This is a genomic window from Sinimarinibacterium flocculans, from assembly GCF_003201205.1.
GTDB lineage: Bacteria > Pseudomonadota > Gammaproteobacteria > Nevskiales > Nevskiaceae > Solimonas > Solimonas flocculans.
The window spans coordinates 451,212-465,848 of record NZ_QICN01000002.1 but is presented as its reverse complement, the minus strand read 5'-3'; the positions used below and the strand labels follow the sequence as shown (position 1 = coordinate 465,848).

15 protein-coding genes are annotated in these 14,637 nt (G+C 68.7%); 14 read left to right on the top strand and 1 reads right to left on the bottom strand.

Going from position 1 to position 14,637, the window contains the following annotated elements; genetic code table 11:
- Positions 1-14 precede the first annotated feature (14 nt).
- The 14 genes from C8D93_RS05905 (at position 15) to C8D93_RS05840 (ending at position 13,538) form a co-directional block, all read left to right on the top strand.
- Positions 15-905: a CoA transferase subunit A gene (locus tag C8D93_RS05905; protein WP_110264368.1), complete on the top strand. Its 891-nt coding sequence runs from the start codon at positions 15-17 to the stop codon at positions 903-905.
- The gene (locus tag C8D93_RS05900; RefSeq protein WP_110264225.1) at positions 905-1,708 is read left to right on the top strand and encodes a CoA-transferase subunit beta; all 804 of its coding nucleotides are present in this window, start codon (positions 905-907) and stop codon (positions 1,706-1,708) included. The genes C8D93_RS05905 and C8D93_RS05900 overlap by 1 nt, the downstream gene beginning before the upstream one ends.
- Positions 1,705-2,118: a Zn-ribbon domain-containing OB-fold protein gene (locus C8D93_RS05895; protein ID WP_211307216.1), complete on the top strand. Its 414-nt coding sequence runs from the start codon at positions 1,705-1,707 to the stop codon at positions 2,116-2,118. Before C8D93_RS05900 ends, C8D93_RS05895 begins: the two co-directional genes overlap by 4 nt.
- A gap of 43 nt (positions 2,119-2,161) precedes the next feature.
- On the top strand, positions 2,162-3,349 hold the full coding sequence (locus C8D93_RS05890) for a lipid-transfer protein (protein ID WP_245903828.1): 1,188 nt from the start codon (positions 2,162-2,164) through the stop codon (positions 3,347-3,349).
- Between the two features lie 11 nt (positions 3,350-3,360).
- Complete coding sequence (locus C8D93_RS05885) at positions 3,361-4,218, top strand: enoyl-CoA hydratase (protein ID WP_245903827.1); 858 nt, start codon at positions 3,361-3,363, stop codon at positions 4,216-4,218.
- Positions 4,215-5,372 carry an NAD(P)H-dependent flavin oxidoreductase gene (locus tag C8D93_RS05880; RefSeq protein WP_110264222.1) on the top strand — a complete coding sequence of 386 codons (1,158 nt, stop codon included), beginning with the start codon at positions 4,215-4,217 and terminating at the stop codon, positions 5,370-5,372. The genes C8D93_RS05885 and C8D93_RS05880 overlap by 4 nt, the downstream gene beginning before the upstream one ends.
- Complete coding sequence (locus tag C8D93_RS05875; RefSeq protein ID WP_110264221.1) at positions 5,369-6,133, top strand: enoyl-CoA hydratase family protein; 765 nt, start codon at positions 5,369-5,371, stop codon at positions 6,131-6,133. The genes C8D93_RS05880 and C8D93_RS05875 overlap by 4 nt, the downstream gene beginning before the upstream one ends.
- Before the next feature lie 77 nt (positions 6,134-6,210).
- A complete protein-coding gene (locus tag C8D93_RS05870) occupies positions 6,211-7,377 on the top strand; it encodes an acyl-CoA dehydrogenase family protein (RefSeq protein WP_110264220.1) in 1,167 nt (388 codons plus the stop codon).
- An 11-nt stretch (positions 7,378-7,388) separates the two neighbouring features.
- Positions 7,389-8,447, top strand: a complete 1,059-nt coding sequence (locus C8D93_RS05865) for an acyl-CoA dehydrogenase family protein (RefSeq protein WP_110264219.1) — start codon at positions 7,389-7,391, stop codon at positions 8,445-8,447.
- A 101-nt stretch (positions 8,448-8,548) separates the two neighbouring features.
- Positions 8,549-9,697: an acetyl-CoA C-acetyltransferase gene (locus C8D93_RS05860; protein WP_110264218.1), complete on the top strand. Its 1,149-nt coding sequence runs from the start codon at positions 8,549-8,551 to the stop codon at positions 9,695-9,697.
- A 156-nt stretch (positions 9,698-9,853) separates the two neighbouring features.
- Positions 9,854-10,732, top strand: a complete 879-nt coding sequence (locus tag C8D93_RS05855) for an SDR family oxidoreductase (protein ID WP_110264217.1) — start codon at positions 9,854-9,856, stop codon at positions 10,730-10,732.
- On the top strand, positions 10,729-11,178 hold the full coding sequence (locus tag C8D93_RS05850) for an acyl-CoA thioesterase (RefSeq protein ID WP_170123918.1): 450 nt from the start codon (positions 10,729-10,731) through the stop codon (positions 11,176-11,178). Before C8D93_RS05855 ends, C8D93_RS05850 begins: the two co-directional genes overlap by 4 nt.
- Before the next feature lie 48 nt (positions 11,179-11,226).
- Complete coding sequence (locus C8D93_RS05845; RefSeq protein WP_110264215.1) at positions 11,227-12,357, top strand: acyl-CoA dehydrogenase family protein; 1,131 nt, start codon at positions 11,227-11,229, stop codon at positions 12,355-12,357.
- Positions 12,354-13,538, top strand: coding sequence for an acyl-CoA dehydrogenase family protein (locus tag C8D93_RS05840; protein ID WP_110264214.1), 1,185 nt, complete (start codon positions 12,354-12,356; stop codon positions 13,536-13,538). Before C8D93_RS05845 ends, C8D93_RS05840 begins: the two co-directional genes overlap by 4 nt.
- On the opposite strand, the gene C8D93_RS05835 is transcribed toward C8D93_RS05840, so the two are convergent.
- Positions 13,539-14,594: an AraC family transcriptional regulator gene (locus C8D93_RS05835; RefSeq protein ID WP_110264213.1), complete on the bottom strand. Its 1,056-nt coding sequence runs from the start codon at positions 14,592-14,594 to the stop codon at positions 13,539-13,541. It lies immediately after the preceding gene.
- Between the last annotated feature and the right edge of the window lie 43 nt (positions 14,595-14,637).

The window sequence follows — 14,637 nt, the reverse complement described above, 5'->3', positions numbered from 1 at the left end:
GACCGGACATGGCACTGAACAAGGAGCTGTCCGTCAAGGACATCGTCGCCGAGCTGCGCGACGGCATGACCATCGGCATCGGCGGCTGGGGCCCGCGCCGCAAGCCGATGGCGATCGTGCGCGAGATCCTGCGCTCGGATCTCAAGGATCTGACCCTCGTCGGCTACGGCGGCACCGACATGGGCATGCTCGCTGCGGCGGGCAAGGTGAAGAAGCTGATCTACGCCTTCGTCTCGCTCGACTTCATCCCGCTGGAGCCGTTCTTCCGCAAGGCGCGCGAGGCCGGCAGCATCCAGGGCGTCGAGCTGGACGAAGGCCAGTTGCACTGGGGCCTGCGTGCCGCGGCGATGCGCATTCCGTTCCTGCCGACGCGCGTCGGTCTGGGCACCGATCAGCTCACCAAGGTCTATCCCGATCTGCGCACGGTCACCTCGCCGTACGACGACGGCGAAGTGCTGCTCGCGATTCCGGCGATCAAGCTCGATGTCGCGCTGCTGCACGTGCACAAGGCTGACCGTCTCGGCAACGTGCGCCTGTACGCGCCGGACCCGTTCTTCGACGAACTGTTCGCGCGCGCGGCGGATCGCAGCTACGTGAGCTGCGAAGAACTGGTCGATCGCATCGACGGCGACGAGATCGACGCACGCTTCAACCTGGTCGAGCGCAACCTCGTCAACGGCGTCGCGCTGACGCCCGGCGGCGCGCATCCGACCTCCAACGTCAGCATTCACGGCGGCGGCTACGGCTGGGATGTTGCGCATCTCAAGCGCTACTGCGCGGCGGCCGAGGAAGACGGCGGCTGGCAGAAGTACGCGGAGGAATTCCTGCGCGGCGACGAAGCGGCGTACCAGCAGGCCGTCGGCGGTGCCGACGCGATTCTCAGGCTGCCGCGGCAGGTGTTCTGATCATGGCAACGACTGATTTCACGCTGGCCGAACTGCTGATCTGCGCCTGCGCCGAGGTCTGGCGCGACGACGGCGAAGTGCTCGCGACCGGCATCGGCATCATCCCGCGGCTCGCGCAGGGCCTGGCCAAGCTCACGCACAGCCCCGAGCTGATGATCACGGACGGCGAGGCCTATCTCACCGAAGAGCCGGTGGTCCTCGGCGCGAAGAACCACGACGGTCGCCGCTACGGCGGCTGGATGCCGTACGCGCGCGTCTTCGACAACGTCTGGGGTGGCCGGCGTCACGCGCTCGTCGGCCCGGTGCAGGTCGACCGCTGGGGACAGGCCAACATCTCCTGCATCGGCGAGTTCGCCAGGCCCAAGCGCCAGCTGCTCGGCCTGCGCGGCTTTCCCGGCAACAGCATCAACCACGTCAACTCCTTCTTCGTGCCGAACCACGGTCCGCGCGTGTTCGTCGACAAGGAGGTCGATGTCGTCTGCTCGGTGGGCTACAAGCCCGAGCGCTGGCCGGCAGGCGTCAAGCAGGACTACATGCGCATCCACCGCATCGTCACCGACCTGTGCGTGATGGACTTCGGCGGGCGCAACGATGAAGGGGGGCATGCGATCCGCGTGATCAGCCTGCACCCCGGCATCACCTTCGAGCAGGTGCAGGCCGCGACCGGCTTCCCCCTGCTCCAGGCCGATAACCTCGGCGAGACCGCCCATCCGACCGAAGAACAGCTCGCGATTATCCGCCGGCTCGATCCGAAGGACATGCGCAGCAAGCAGATCAAGGACAACCCGCCGGGGCGCCGATGATGAGCGCACCCGTCCTCGACGGCTGGTTCACGCTCGACGAGCGGCCGCACCTGCTCGGCAACCGCTGCCGCGCCTGCGGCACCTACTACTTTCCGAAACTGAGCACCGGGTTCTGCCGCAATCCGGACTGCGACGGCGAAGCCTTCGAGGACACGCCGCTGTCGCGCACCGGCACGTTGTGGTCGTTCACCAACGCCGTCTACCAGCCGCCGGCGCCGTATGTCGCCAGCGAGCCGTTTCAGCCGTTCGGCATCGGCGCGGTGGAGCTGGAGAAGGAGAAGATGATCGTACTCGGCCAGCTGGCGACCGGCACCGAGCTGTCGTCGCTCAAGGCCGGCACGCCGATGGAGCTGGTGCTGGAACCGCTCGACGACGGCAAGCTGACGTGGAAGTGGAAGGTGGTGCGATGAGTGCGCGGCACGGTGTCTTGCGCGCAGCGCACGGGGTGCTCCTGTGAGCACGAACCGCGACATCGCAATCCTCGGCGTGGGCATGCATCCCTGGGGCAAGTGGGGGCGCAACTTCGTCGAATACGGCGTCAAGGCCGCACGAGACGCGATCGCCGACGCCAGCGTGAACTGGCGTGACATCCGCTTCGTCTCCGGCGCGGCGACGATCCGCAACGGCTATCCCGGCCAGGTGGCCGGCGCGACCTTCGCGCAGGCGCTGGGCTGGCAGGGTGCGCAGGTCAACACGTCCTATGCCGCCTGCGCCTCGGGTTCGCAGGCGCTGGCCGCGGCGCGCTCGAAGATCCTGTCCGGCGAGTGCGAGGTCGCGCTCGTCGTCGGCGCGGACACCACGCCCAAGGGTTTTCTCAAGCCGGCGCCGGGCGATCGCCCCGACGATCCGGACTGGGTGCGCTTCCGCCTCGGCATCACCAATCCGACCTACTTCGCGCTGTATGCGCGCCGGCGCATCGAGCTGTACGGTGACACGCCGGCCGACTTCGCCCTGGTGAAGGTCAAGAATTCCGAGCACGGCCTGGAGAACCCGAACGCGCGTTACCGCAAGCGCTTCTCGGCCGAGGACGTGGCGGCGTCGGCGATGCTCGCCGATCCGCTGCGGCTGATGGACGTCTGCGCGGTGTCCGACGGCGGCGCGGCCCTGGTCGTGTCCAGCCTCGACTACGCGCGTCGCATCGGCAAGGCCGGCGCACCGCGCGTCGCGGCGATCTCCACGGTCACGCCGAGCTTCGCGTCCGAGCTGGTCGAGATGCCGGACATCGCCACCGACTCGGCCGTGGCCTGTGCGCCGCAGTCGTTCCGTGCCGCGCTGCCGAAGAAGGCCTACGAGGAGGCCGGCATCGGGCCCGAGGACGTGTCGCTGGCCGAGGTCTACGACCTGTCCACGGCGCTGGAACTGGACTGGATCGAGGACCTGCAGCTGTGCCGGCGCGGCGAAGCGGCGCGCCTGGTGCGCGAGGGCGCGACGCGCGTCGGCGGCCGCATCCCGGTGAATCCCTCCGGCGGTCTGGCGTGCTTCGGCGAGGCCGTGCCGGCGCAGGCGATCGCGCAGGTCTGCGAGCTGACCTGGCAGTTGCGCGGGCAGGCCGGCGCGCGCCAGGTCGCGAATGCCAAGGTCGGCATCACCGCTAACCAGGGCCTGTTCGGCCACGGCTCGTCGGTGATCGTCACATGCTGAGCGGAGCGTCCATGCCCGCGGCCGACGACATCGTCCTGTACGCCGTCGAGGACGGCGTCGCCACGGTGACGATGAACCGGCCGCGCTATCACAACGCGCAGAACTCGAAGATGACGTATGCGCTGGATGCCGCGTTCCGGCGCGCCGTGGACGACGATGCGGTGCGCGTGATCGTGCTCGCCGGCAGCGGCACGCATTTCTCGGCCGGGCATGACATCGGCACACCCGAGCGCGACGCCCACGAGAGCTTCGAGCGCGTCCACCTGTGGCCGGACCACGTCGGCAAGCCCGGCGCGGAGTTCCAGTACGTGCGCGAGCAGGAGGTCTACCTGGGCATGTGCCGGCGCTGGCGCGAGATCCCCAAGCCGACGATCGCGAGCGTGCAGGGCGCGTGCATCGCCGGTGGCCTGATGCTGGCCTGGGTCTGCGACCTGATCGTCTCCAGCGACGATGCCTGGTTCAGCGACCCGGTGATGACGATGGGCATCCCCGGCGTCGAGTACTTTGCGCACGCCTACGAGCTGCATCCGCGCATCGCCAAGGAGTTCCTGTTCCTGGGCGAGAAGATGGGCGCCGAACGTGCGCACCAGATGGGCATGGTCAACCGCGTCGTGCCGCGTGCGCGCCTGCGCGACGAGACCATGGCGATCGCCCGCCGGCTGGTGCAGCAGCCGCGCCTGGGACTGACGCTGGCCAAGCAGGCGATCAACCACGTCGAGGACCTGCAGGGCAAGCGCACGGCGATGGACGCCGCGTTCGCGTGGCACCACTACGCGCACGCACACAACCAGCTCGTCTCCGGCAACAACCTTGGCGGGGTCGATGCCCGGGCGATGGCGGCCGCGAACAAGCGGGACGGTGACGCATGAGCCTGTCCACCACGCTGACCGCGAAGCTCGGCTGCCGGGTGCCGGTCGTGCAGACCGCGATGGGCTGGATTGCCGACGCGAAACTGGTGGCCGCCACCAGCAACGCCGGCGGCTTCGGTTTTCTCGCCGCGGCGACGATGTCCACCGAGACGCTGCGCCGCGAGATCGCGGCCGTGCGCGCGGCGACGGATCGCGACTTCGGCGTGAACTTCCACATGTTCCAGCCCAACGCGAACGAGGTGATCGAGCTGATTCTCGAGAACGCCGACCGCGTGCGCGCCGTCAGCTACGGGCGCGGCCCGAGCGCGGCGACGATCAGGCGCTTCAAGGACGCCGGCGTGCTGTGCATGCCCACGGTCGGCGCGCTCAAGCACGCGGTCAAGGCGGTGGAGCTGGGCGCCGACATCATCACGGTGCAGGGCGCCGAGGGCGGCGGGCATACCGGATCGGTGCCGACGACGCTGCTGCTGCCGCAGGTGCTCGATGCGGTGAACGTGCCGGTCGTTGCGGCCGGGGGTTTCCACAGCGGTCGCGGGCTCGCGGCGGCGCTGGCCTTCGGCGCCGCCGGCATCGCGATGGGCACGCGCTTTCTCATGACCGAGGAATCGCCGGTACCGCGCAGCACGCTGCAGAAGTACATCGAGGTCAACGACCCGGCGCGCATCCGCGCATCGACCGCGGTCGACGGCCTGCCGCAGCGGATGATCGACAACCCGTTCCTGCTCAAGCTCGAAAGCGGCGGGCTGCTGCGCCGCCTGTTCGTCGCGCTGGCGAGCGCCTGGCACTGGCGCGCGCATACCGGCATGTCGCTTGCACACATGATCAAGACCTTCTTCGCGGCGATGCGCGAGGGCGACGGCGCGATCCAGACCATGATGGCTGCCAATGCGCCGGTGCTGATCCAGCGCGCGATGGTCGAGGGCCATCCGGACGAAGGCGTGCTGCCCTCGGGGCAGGTCGCCGCCGTCATCGACGCGCTGCCGCCGGTGGCGGAAGTGATCGACGCCATCGTGCGCGAAGCGGAAGCACGCCTCGCTGCGCTCGGCGCCCTCTCCCCACCAGTCGGGCACCCCTCTCCCGCAAGCGGGAGAGGGGAAGGGGAGAGGGCGGCGCGCAGCGCCGAAGCGCCCGCAGATACCAGGAAATCGATATGAGCGCTCCGTTCACCACCACGATCACCGACGGCATCGCCGAACTGGTCATCGACCAGCCGCCGGTCAATGCGCTCAACGATGCCGGCTGGCATGGGCTGGCCGACACGATCGAGGCTTTGGGCCACGATCCCGCCGTGCGCGTGATCGTGATCCGCGCCGAGGGGCGCGGCTTCTGCGCCGGCGTCGACATCAAGGAGCTGGACAAACACCCGGAGAAGATCGTCTCCGTCAACGCCGGCAACTACCGCACGTTCAAGGCCGTGCACCGCAGCCCGCTGCCGGTCATCGTCGCCGTGCACGGCTTCGTGCTCGGCGGCGGCATCGGCATCGCCGGCGCAGCGGACATCGTCGTCGCCAGCGAGGACGCGACCTTCGGCGTGCCGGAGGTCGATCGCGGCGCGATGGGGGGCGGCGCGCATCTGCAGCGCCTGTTCCCGGTGCAGAAGGTGCGCATGATGTACTTCACCGGCGAGCCGATCACGGCCGCCGAGGGGTATCGCCTGGGCGCGATCGAACAGGTCGTGCCGCGTGCGCAACTGCGCGAAACCGCGCTGACGATCGCGCGCAAGATCGCCGCCAAGAGCACGGCGATGATCCGGCTGGCCAAGGAATCGCTCAACGGCATCGAGGACGGCAACCTCGAGGACAAGTACCGCTGGGAGCAGGGCTTCACGCTGCAGGCCTATTCCGAGAAGGACTCCGCCGAGACGCGCCGCGCCTTTGTCGAGAAGCGCGAAGCACAGTTCGAAGGGAAGGCGTGATGATGAATCCGACGCGCGCCGGTGCTCGTTTCGAAGGACCGCGCCGGGAATGGCGCGGTCTTGTATAGGACGTACATATGAGACTGCTCTACACCGAAAAACAGAACCAGTTCCGCGCCGAAGTGCGCGAGTGGCTGGCAGCGAATCTGCCCGGGCAGCCGCTCGCGAGCTTCGACACGCCGGAGGGCTTCGAACAGCATCGTGCCTGGGAGCGCAAGCTCTCGGAGAAGGGGTTTTCCGCCGTCACCTGGCCGAAGGATCTCGGCGGTCGCGGCTGCGACCTGATCGAGTGGCTGATCTTCGAGGAGGAGTACTGGGCCGCCGGCAGCCCGCTGCGCGTCAACCAGAACGGCGTGTTCCTGCTGGCGCCCACGCTGATGGAGTACGGCACGCCCGAGCAGAAGGCGCGCTTCCTGCCGCGCATGGCCACCGCCGAGGACATCTGGGCGCAGGGCTGGAGCGAACCCGGCGCTGGTTCGGACATGGCGGCGATCCGCAGCCGCGCGCAGCGCGACAACGGCCACTACGTGGTCAATGGCCAGAAGGTCTGGTCGACGCGCGCGGTCTGGGCCGACTGGATCTTCGGCCTGTTCCGCACCGATCCGAACTCGCAGCGTCATCACGGGTTGACCTTCCTGCTGATGCCGCTGAAGACGCCGGGCATCACCATCCGGCCGATCAAGCAGCTCAACGGCCTGCCGGGCTTCGCCGAGATCTTCTTCGACGACGTCAAGGTCCCGGTGGAGAACCGCATCGGCGAGGAAGGGCAGGGCTGGAGCATCGCGATGGCCACCGCGGGCTTCGAGCGCGGCCTGATGCTGCGCTCGCCGGCGCGCTTCCAGCAGACCGCGCGGCAGCTCGTCGAGCTGTACCGTCGTCATCGCGAAGAGGCAGACGCCGACCCGGGTATCCGCGATGCGGTGATCAAGAGCTGGATGGATGCCGAGGCCTATGCGCTGGCGACCTACCGGACCGCGTGCCGGCTGGCCAAGGGCGGGCATATCGGCGCCGAGGCCAGCACCAACAAGATCTTCTGGTCTGAGCTCGATCTGCTGATGCACGAGACGGCGATGCGCATTCTCGGCGCGCGCGGCGAGCTGATGCCCGACGCCGCCGACGGCGGCGACATCGGCGCCTGGCTGGACGGCTTCCTGTTCTCGCTGGCGGGGCCGATCTACGCCGGCACCAACGAGATCCAGCGCAACATCATTGCCGAACGGATGCTCGGCCTGCCGCGCGCCTGAGGACGAAGAGCATGGATTTCACATTCGACGAACAACAGCTCGCGTTCCGGGATGCGATCCGCAAGTTCCTGATGGTCGAGGCGGCGCCGGAATGGCTGCGCGAGATCTGGGAGACGACGGAGACCGGGCGCTCGGCTGAGCTGCGCGCCAAGCTTGCCGACCAGGGGCTGACCGCGCTGTCGGTGCCCGAGGAGTTCGGCGGCATCAACGTCGGCGACCTCGACTGGACCCTGGTCCAGCAGGAGCTCGGCTACTTCGCAATCCCCGACTCCCTGACGGCGACGGCGTATCTCGGTGTCTACCTGCTCAACCACCTGCCGGCCGACGTCGCGCTCAAGCGCGAGTGGCTGCCGCGCATCGCGGCCGGGCAGGCACGCGTGGCCGTCGGCCATCCGATCAACCCGATGGTGGCCGACGCGAAGAACGCCGACCTGTTGCTGCTCTGGCACGAGGGCGAGGTGCATGCGCTTTCGCCCGCGCAGGCCACGCTGCGGATGAACCCGAGCATCGACCTGTCGCGTCGGCTGTACAAGATCGAGTGGACGCCGTCGGAGGCGACGCGCGTGTGCAAGGCGACGATCGGCCAGAAGCTGTGGGCCGGCACGATCGATCGTGCGGGGCTGGCGATCAGTGCCCAGCTCATCGGCCTGGCGCAGCGCATGCTCGACCTCGGCGTCGACCACGCCGCCCAGCGCAAGCAGTTCGGCAAGCCCATCGGCAGTTTCCAGGCGGTCAAGCACCACATGGCCGATGTTGCCGTGAAGGTCGAGTTTGCCGAGCCCGTCGTGCATCGTGCGGCCTATGCACTCGCGCAGGACGATCCGCGCGCGCCGGTCTACGTCTCGCAGGCGCGGCTCGCGGCCGGCGAGGCGGCCCTGCTGGCGGCACGCAAGAGCATCCAGGTGCACGGCGCGATGGGATATACCTGGGAGGCCGACTTGCAGATGTTCATGAAACGCGCCTGGGCGCTGAACGCGACCTGGGGCGACAGCAAGTTCCACAAGGCGCGCTTGGCAGCGGCGGTGCTCGCCGACGATGCACGCGTCGGCCCCGGCGCGACCTTCGCGTGATGCTCCTCCTGTAGGAGCGCCTTCAGGCGCGACCGGCTCAGCGTCGCGCCTGAAGGCGCTCCTACAATACAGACCCTCAACCGCAACCCCCGAGAACTGACATGGCCGAAGCCTATATCGTCGATGCCCTGCGAACCCCCACCGGCAAGCGCAAGGGCAGCCTGGCGCACATGCACGGCGCCGATCTGGGTGCCCACGTGCTCAAGACCCTGGTCGCGCGCAACGCCGTCCCCGCAGAGGCCTACGACGACGTGATCTTCGGCTGTCTCGATGCCATCGGTCCGCTGGCCGGCAACATCGCACGCAGCAGCTGGCTGGCCGCGGGCCTGCCGCTGCACGTGCCGGGCGTCACCATTGACCGCCAGTGCGGCTCGTCGCAGCAGGCGGTGCACTTCGCTGCCCAGGCAGTGATGTCGGGCACGCAGGATGTCGTCGTCGCCGGCGGCGTGCAGACGATGACGCAGATCCCGATCGGCTCGGCGATGATCGCCGCGAAGCCGCTGGGCTTCGCCGATCCGTTCTCCGGCTCCAAGGGCTGGGTCGAGCGCTTCGGCGACGAGCCGGTCTCGCAGTTCCACGGCGCGCAGATGATGGCCAAGAAGTGGGAAATCTCGCGCGAGGACATGGAGCGTTTCGCACTCGAATCGCATCGTCGTGCCCGGCAGGCGCAGAAGGAAGGACGTTTCGACCGCGAGCTGGTCGAGACCGCGGGCCTGAAGATGGACGAGACCGTGCGCGATACCTCGCTCGAGCAGATGGCTACGCTCGAACCGCTCGCGCCGGGCGGCACGATCACCGCGGCGGTGTCGAGCCAGACCGGCGACGGCGCGTCGGCGATGCTGATCGTCTCCGAGAAGGCGCTCAAGCAGTACGGTCTGACCCCGCGTGCGCGCATCCACCACATGAGCGTCTACAGCGACGATCCGATCATGATGCTCAGCGCGCCGATTCCGGCGACGCGCGTCGCGATGAAGAAGGCCGGCATGTCGCTCGACGACATCGACCTCGTCGAGATCAACGAGGCCTTCGCGCCGGTGCCGCTGTCCTGGCTCAAGGAAACCGGCTATCCGCACGCGAAGACCAACGTCAACGGCGGCGCGATCGCGCTGTCGCATCCGCTCGGCGCCACCGGCGTCAAGCTGATGACGACCTTGCTGCACGAGCTGGAACGCTCGAACGGCCGCTACGGCCTGCAGACGATGTGCGAAGGCGGCGGCGTCGCCAACGTCACGATCATCGAGCGGCTGTAAGTTTTTTAGTCCCCTCTCCCGCTTGCGGGAGAGGGTGCCCCGAACGGGGCGGGAGAGGGCGCGCGCAGCGCGTCGCGGTTCGCCGACCGCCCTCTCCCTCGGTCCTTCTCCCGCCTGCGGGAGAGGGAAGTCAGGAGCGTTTCGAGGGTTTGGTCCATGAGCATCTGCAACAACCGCAGCATCATCGTCACCGGTGCGGGCGCCGGTCTCGGGCGTGCCTACGCAATGGCGCTCGCCGCCGAGGGCGCCGGCGTCGTCGTCAACGACATCAAGGCCGATGCCGCCGCCGCGGTCGTCGACGAGATCCGCAAGGCCGGCGGCCAGGCCGTTGCGAGCAGCGACGACATCACTTCGATGGACGGCGCGGCGCGCATCGTGCAGGCCGGCGTCAGCGCCTTCGGCGACGTGCACGGCGTCGTCAACAACGCCGGCATCGTCCGTGACCGCATGTTCGCGTCGCTGAGCGAAGAAGACTGGGACCTGGTCATCAAGGTGCATCTGAAAGGCCACTTCTGCATCGCCAGCCATCTGGTGCACCGCTGGCGCGACCAGTCCAAGGCGGGACAGAAGGTCGACGCGCGCATCATCAACACCAGCTCCGGTGCCGGCCTGCAGGGCTCGGTCGGCCAGAGCAACTACGCGGCGGCCAAGGGCGGCATCGCCACGCTGACGCTGGTGCAGGCGGCGGAGCTGCGCCGCTACGGCGTCACCGTGAATGCCCTGGCGCCGGCTGCGCGCACCGGCATGACCGAACCGGTCTTCGGCGCCATGATGAAGAAGCCGGAGGACGGCGGCTTCGACCACTACGCGCCGGAGAACGTGGCACCGCTCGTGGTGTGGCTGTGCAGCCCGCTGTCGGTGCACGTCACCGGCCGCGTGTTCGAGGTCGAGGGCGGCAAGCTCTCGGTTGCCGACGGCTGGCGGACCGGACAGGTCCGCGACAAGGGCGCACGCTGGAATCCGGCGGAACTCACCGACGTCGTCGACGCCCTGATCGGCGAGACCCCCGCGCCGCAGAAGGTCTACGGTACGTGAGCGAAGGCGCGTCGGCGCCGGTCGCGGATGCAACCGACCCCGCGGCCTACCGCTACTGGGTGCCGGAGATCGTGCGTTTCGCCGATCTCGACCTGATCGGTCACGTCAACAACAAGGCCTACGCCACGTACGCCGAGAGCGGTCGCGCGGCGTTCTTGCGGCATACCGGCCTGTGGCGGATGGACGCCGACCGGCACAGCGTGATCGTTCGCCTGGAGATCGACTACCGCCGCGAGCTGCACTATCCGGCGGAGCTGCGCATCGGCGTGCGCACGCTACACATCGGGCGACGCTCGTTCACGCTCGGCCTCGGCATCTTCCACGGCGAGACCTGCGCAGCCACGGTGGTGACGGTGTTCGCCCGCATCGATGGCCATAGCCGCCGCGCCGTCGAACTCGATGACGCGGAGCGGGCTGTGCTGGCCGAGCACCTCGTCGCGCCCTAATGCCATCGGATGATGAGGGCGCCGGTCCGGGCCGCGGATAATCCCCGCATGGACTTCGCGCTCACCGACGACCAGACCATGATCCGCGATGCCGCCGAGAGCTTTCTCGGCGACGTCAGCGATTCGGCGGCCGTGCGTCGGGCCATGGATTCGGAAAACGGCTTCGACCGCGAGGTCTGGCAACGCATCGGCAGCGAGCTCGGATGGTGCGGGGTCGCGATTGCGGAAGCCCACGGCGGGCTCGGGCTGGGGCCGGTCGAGCTGGCGCTGATCCAGGAACAGGCCGGCCGTCGACTGCTGTGCTCGCCGTTCTTTGCGACGGTGTGTGCCGCGGCCACGGTGATTGCCGAGATCGGCAGCGAGCCGGCCTGCGCGCAGTGGCTGCCGCGCATCGCCGCCGGTGAGATCGCGATGGGCATGCCGCTGTACGGCGATGTCGGCGACTGGGCCACGCATGCGCAGGCGATCCAGGCGCGGGCCGACGGCGATCGCTGGCGGCTCGATGGCGTCGCGGCGCAGGTCGCCGATGGCGCCACCGCCGATGTGCTGCTGGTGTTTGCCGAGACCGACAGCGGGCTCGGCCTGTTCGCGGTGGAGCGCGCGGCGACGGGCGTCGAATTGAACCCCCTGCCAACCTGGGACCGGACGCGGCGCTTTGCCGCCGTGCGGTTCGCGGCAGCCGGGGCACAGCGGCTCGACAGTGCCGCGCGCATCGACGACGGACTGTCGCGAGCGGCCTCGCTGCTGCGTCTGTACCTGGCGGCCGAGCAGCTCGGCTGCGCGCAGCAGTGCCTGGACCTTACCGTCGACTACACCGCCACCCGCAAGCAGTTCGGGCGCGTCGTCGGCGGCTTCCAGGCGGTCAAGCACCGCTGCGCGCAGATGATGGTGAAGATCGAAGCGCTGCGGTCGGCGGTCCATGGGGCCGCAGCCTGCGCCGCGGGTCGCGTCGAAACGCGGCAACTGGCGATGGAATGCATCATGGCGCGCCTGCTCGCGGTAGATGCCGCGTTCTACTGTGCGCAGGAGGCGATCCAGTTGCACGGCGGTGTCGGCTTCACCTGGGAGTACGACCCGCAGCTCTACTTCAAGCGTGCACAGGCGGCGGCGAACTGGTTCGGCAATGCCGAGCGCCTGCGCGCCGAGCTCGCCGACGCCCTGCTGGACGACGCGGCATGAATCTCGAGCCGACCGCAGCCGACGAAGCGTTCCGCGTCGAGGTGGCGCAGTGGATGCGCGAGCACCTGAGCGGAGACTTCGCCGCGCTGAAGTTCCGCGGCGGTCCCGGCGACGAGGAGCATGAGCCGGCGCTGCGCAAGCGCTGGGAACGCGAGCTGGCCTCGGGCGGCTGGACCTGTGTCGGCTGGCCGCGCGAGCACGGCGGGCGTGGCCTGTCGATCGAGCAGCAGGTGATCTTCCATGAGGAATACGCCCGTGCCGGGGGGCCGGGGCGCATGGGTCATATCGGCGAGGGACTGATCGGTCCGGCACTGATCCAGTTCGGCACGCCGGCGCAGCAGCAGCGCTTCCTGCCGGAGATCGTCGCCGGTCGCGAATACTGGGCGCAGGGCTATTCGGAGCCGGGCGCCGGTTCCGATCTGGCCAACGTGCAGACGCGTTGCTGGCAGGAAGCCGACGGCTCCTGGCGGGTGCAGGGCCAGAAGATCTGGACCTCGCTCGCGCACGAGTCCGACTGGATCTTCGTGATCGCGCGCTGCGAGCCCGGCAGCAAGGGCAACAAGGGCCTCGCCTTCCTGCTGATGCCGCTGGATCAGCCGGGCATCGAGATCCGGCCGATCCGCCAGATCAGCGGTGGCGCCGAGTTCAACGAGGTCTACTTCGACGGTGCCGTCGCGCAGGCCGATCACCTCGTCGGCCAGCCGGGCGAGGGCTGGAAGGTGGCGATGGGCCTGCTCGAGGTCGAGCGCGGCGTATCGACGCTGGGCCAGCAGATGCACTTCGCGCACGAGCTGGAGCTGATCATCAAGGCGGCGAAGCGCAACGGCCGGGCGAACGACGCGGCGATCCGCGCGCGCATCGCGCAGGCCTGGTGCGGGTTGCGCGTGATGCGCTACAACGCGCTGCGCATGTTGTCCGGTGGGCAAATCGGCCTGCGCCGCGAGGCGCTGATCTACAAGTATTACTGGTCGAACTGGCACCGCGACCTTGGCGAACTGGCGATGGACGTGCTCGGTGCCGAGGGCAGCGTGATGTCGGACGATCCGGACGTGCGCCCGTTGCAGCAGATGTTCTTCTTCTCGCGTGCCGACACCATCTATGCCGGCACCAACGAGATCCAGCTCAACCTGATTGCCGAGCGCGGCCTGGGCATGCCGCGCGAGCCGCGGCCGGCCGGCTGATCAGCGGCTCTCGGCGGCGCCGAAGCGGCGTCGGTACTCGCTCGGCGTGCAGCCTGCCTTCGCGCGGAACGCGCGGGCGAAGTTGGCGGAGTCGTGGAAGCCGAGCGAGTAGGCGATCTCGGTGACGCTCATGTTGCCGGCGGCGAGGCGCTCGCAGGCGAGCTCGAAGCGGACGCTGCCGGCGAGATCGCGGTAGCAGGTGCCTTCGCGTTCCAGATAGCGGTTGAGCGTGCGCGTCGTCAGGTTGAGCATCTTCGACAGCTCCTGCAGCGTCGGCACGCCGTCGCCCATCTCGCGGATCGTCATCGTCACCCACTCGGAGAAGCGGCGCACGCCGGTGACCTGGTGCACCAGCGCGCGACAGCGCTCCTCCGCGACCTGCAGCGCATTCGGATCGGACAGCAGCAACGGAATCGCGCGCAGGTTGCCGAAGAACTCCAGTTTCACGAACGGGCCGGACTCGGCGCCGAAGCGGCATTCGACATCGCGCAGGGCGCGGTAGCGGCGCACGTGTGCGGGTTCGGGAATCGACAAGGTCAACCGGCACGGCGGGCGACGGCCGCTGACCAGGTCCTCGGCATCGCGCAGCGCGGCGATCGCGATCGCTTCGAGATGGAAGTTCAGGCAGGCGCGGCTCATCGCGACCACCGGCGTGAACAGCAGTTCGCTGCGGTCGCTGCCGCTGCTGTAGCGCATGCGAAAGCTCGGCATCACCAGGCGGAAGTAGCGCGCGACGAAGCGCAGCGAACCCTCCAGGGTTGCGCTGCTGAGCATGCCGAAGCCGACGACGCTGTGCGTGCTGACCGACAGCAGCTTGCCGAGCTCGAAGCCGGTCTCCGAATGCGCGCCGGCCTTGACGATGTGCGTGACCAGCCGGTCGACGTCGGCGAAGGCGATGCGCGCGTCGGGCTGTTGCAGGTCGGCCTCCGGCAGCCCCAGCGTCTGCAGGACGGCACGCAGGTCGATGCCCTGGCGCGGCAGGATTTCCGCCAGCCGCACGTAGTAGCGCGCGGGCACCAGGAGCTGCTTGTTGGGGCTGCCGGAAGTTCGCTGCATGTCGCATTATGACAGTTTAATGTCCGATTATGACAGGCTCGAC

Excerpts from the sequence above, each read along its gene's own strand:
- C8D93_RS05875 (WP_110264221.1), top strand. The coding sequence starts at position 5,369 with ATGAGCGCTCCGTTCACCACCACGATCACCGACGGCATCGCCGAACTG.
- C8D93_RS05865 (WP_110264219.1), top strand. The coding sequence starts at position 7,389 with ATGGATTTCACATTCGACGAACAACAGCTCGCGTTCCGGGATGCGATC.
- C8D93_RS05885 (WP_245903827.1), top strand. The coding sequence starts at position 3,361 with ATGCCCGCGGCCGACGACATCGTCCTGTACGCCGTCGAGGACGGCGTC.
- C8D93_RS05880 (WP_110264222.1), top strand. The coding sequence starts at position 4,215 with ATGAGCCTGTCCACCACGCTGACCGCGAAGCTCGGCTGCCGGGTGCCG.
- C8D93_RS05845 (WP_110264215.1), top strand. The coding sequence starts at position 11,227 with ATGGACTTCGCGCTCACCGACGACCAGACCATGATCCGCGATGCCGCC.
- C8D93_RS05840 (WP_110264214.1), top strand. The coding sequence starts at position 12,354 with ATGAATCTCGAGCCGACCGCAGCCGACGAAGCGTTCCGCGTCGAGGTG.
- C8D93_RS05835 (WP_110264213.1), bottom strand. The coding sequence starts at position 14,594 with ATGCAGCGAACTTCCGGCAGCCCCAACAAGCAGCTCCTGGTGCCCGCG.
- C8D93_RS05895 (WP_211307216.1), top strand. The coding sequence starts at position 1,705 with ATGATGAGCGCACCCGTCCTCGACGGCTGGTTCACGCTCGACGAGCGG.
- C8D93_RS05855 (WP_110264217.1), top strand. The coding sequence starts at position 9,854 with ATGAGCATCTGCAACAACCGCAGCATCATCGTCACCGGTGCGGGCGCC.
- C8D93_RS05860 (WP_110264218.1), top strand. The coding sequence starts at position 8,549 with ATGGCCGAAGCCTATATCGTCGATGCCCTGCGAACCCCCACCGGCAAG.
- C8D93_RS05870 (WP_110264220.1), top strand. The coding sequence starts at position 6,211 with ATGAGACTGCTCTACACCGAAAAACAGAACCAGTTCCGCGCCGAAGTG.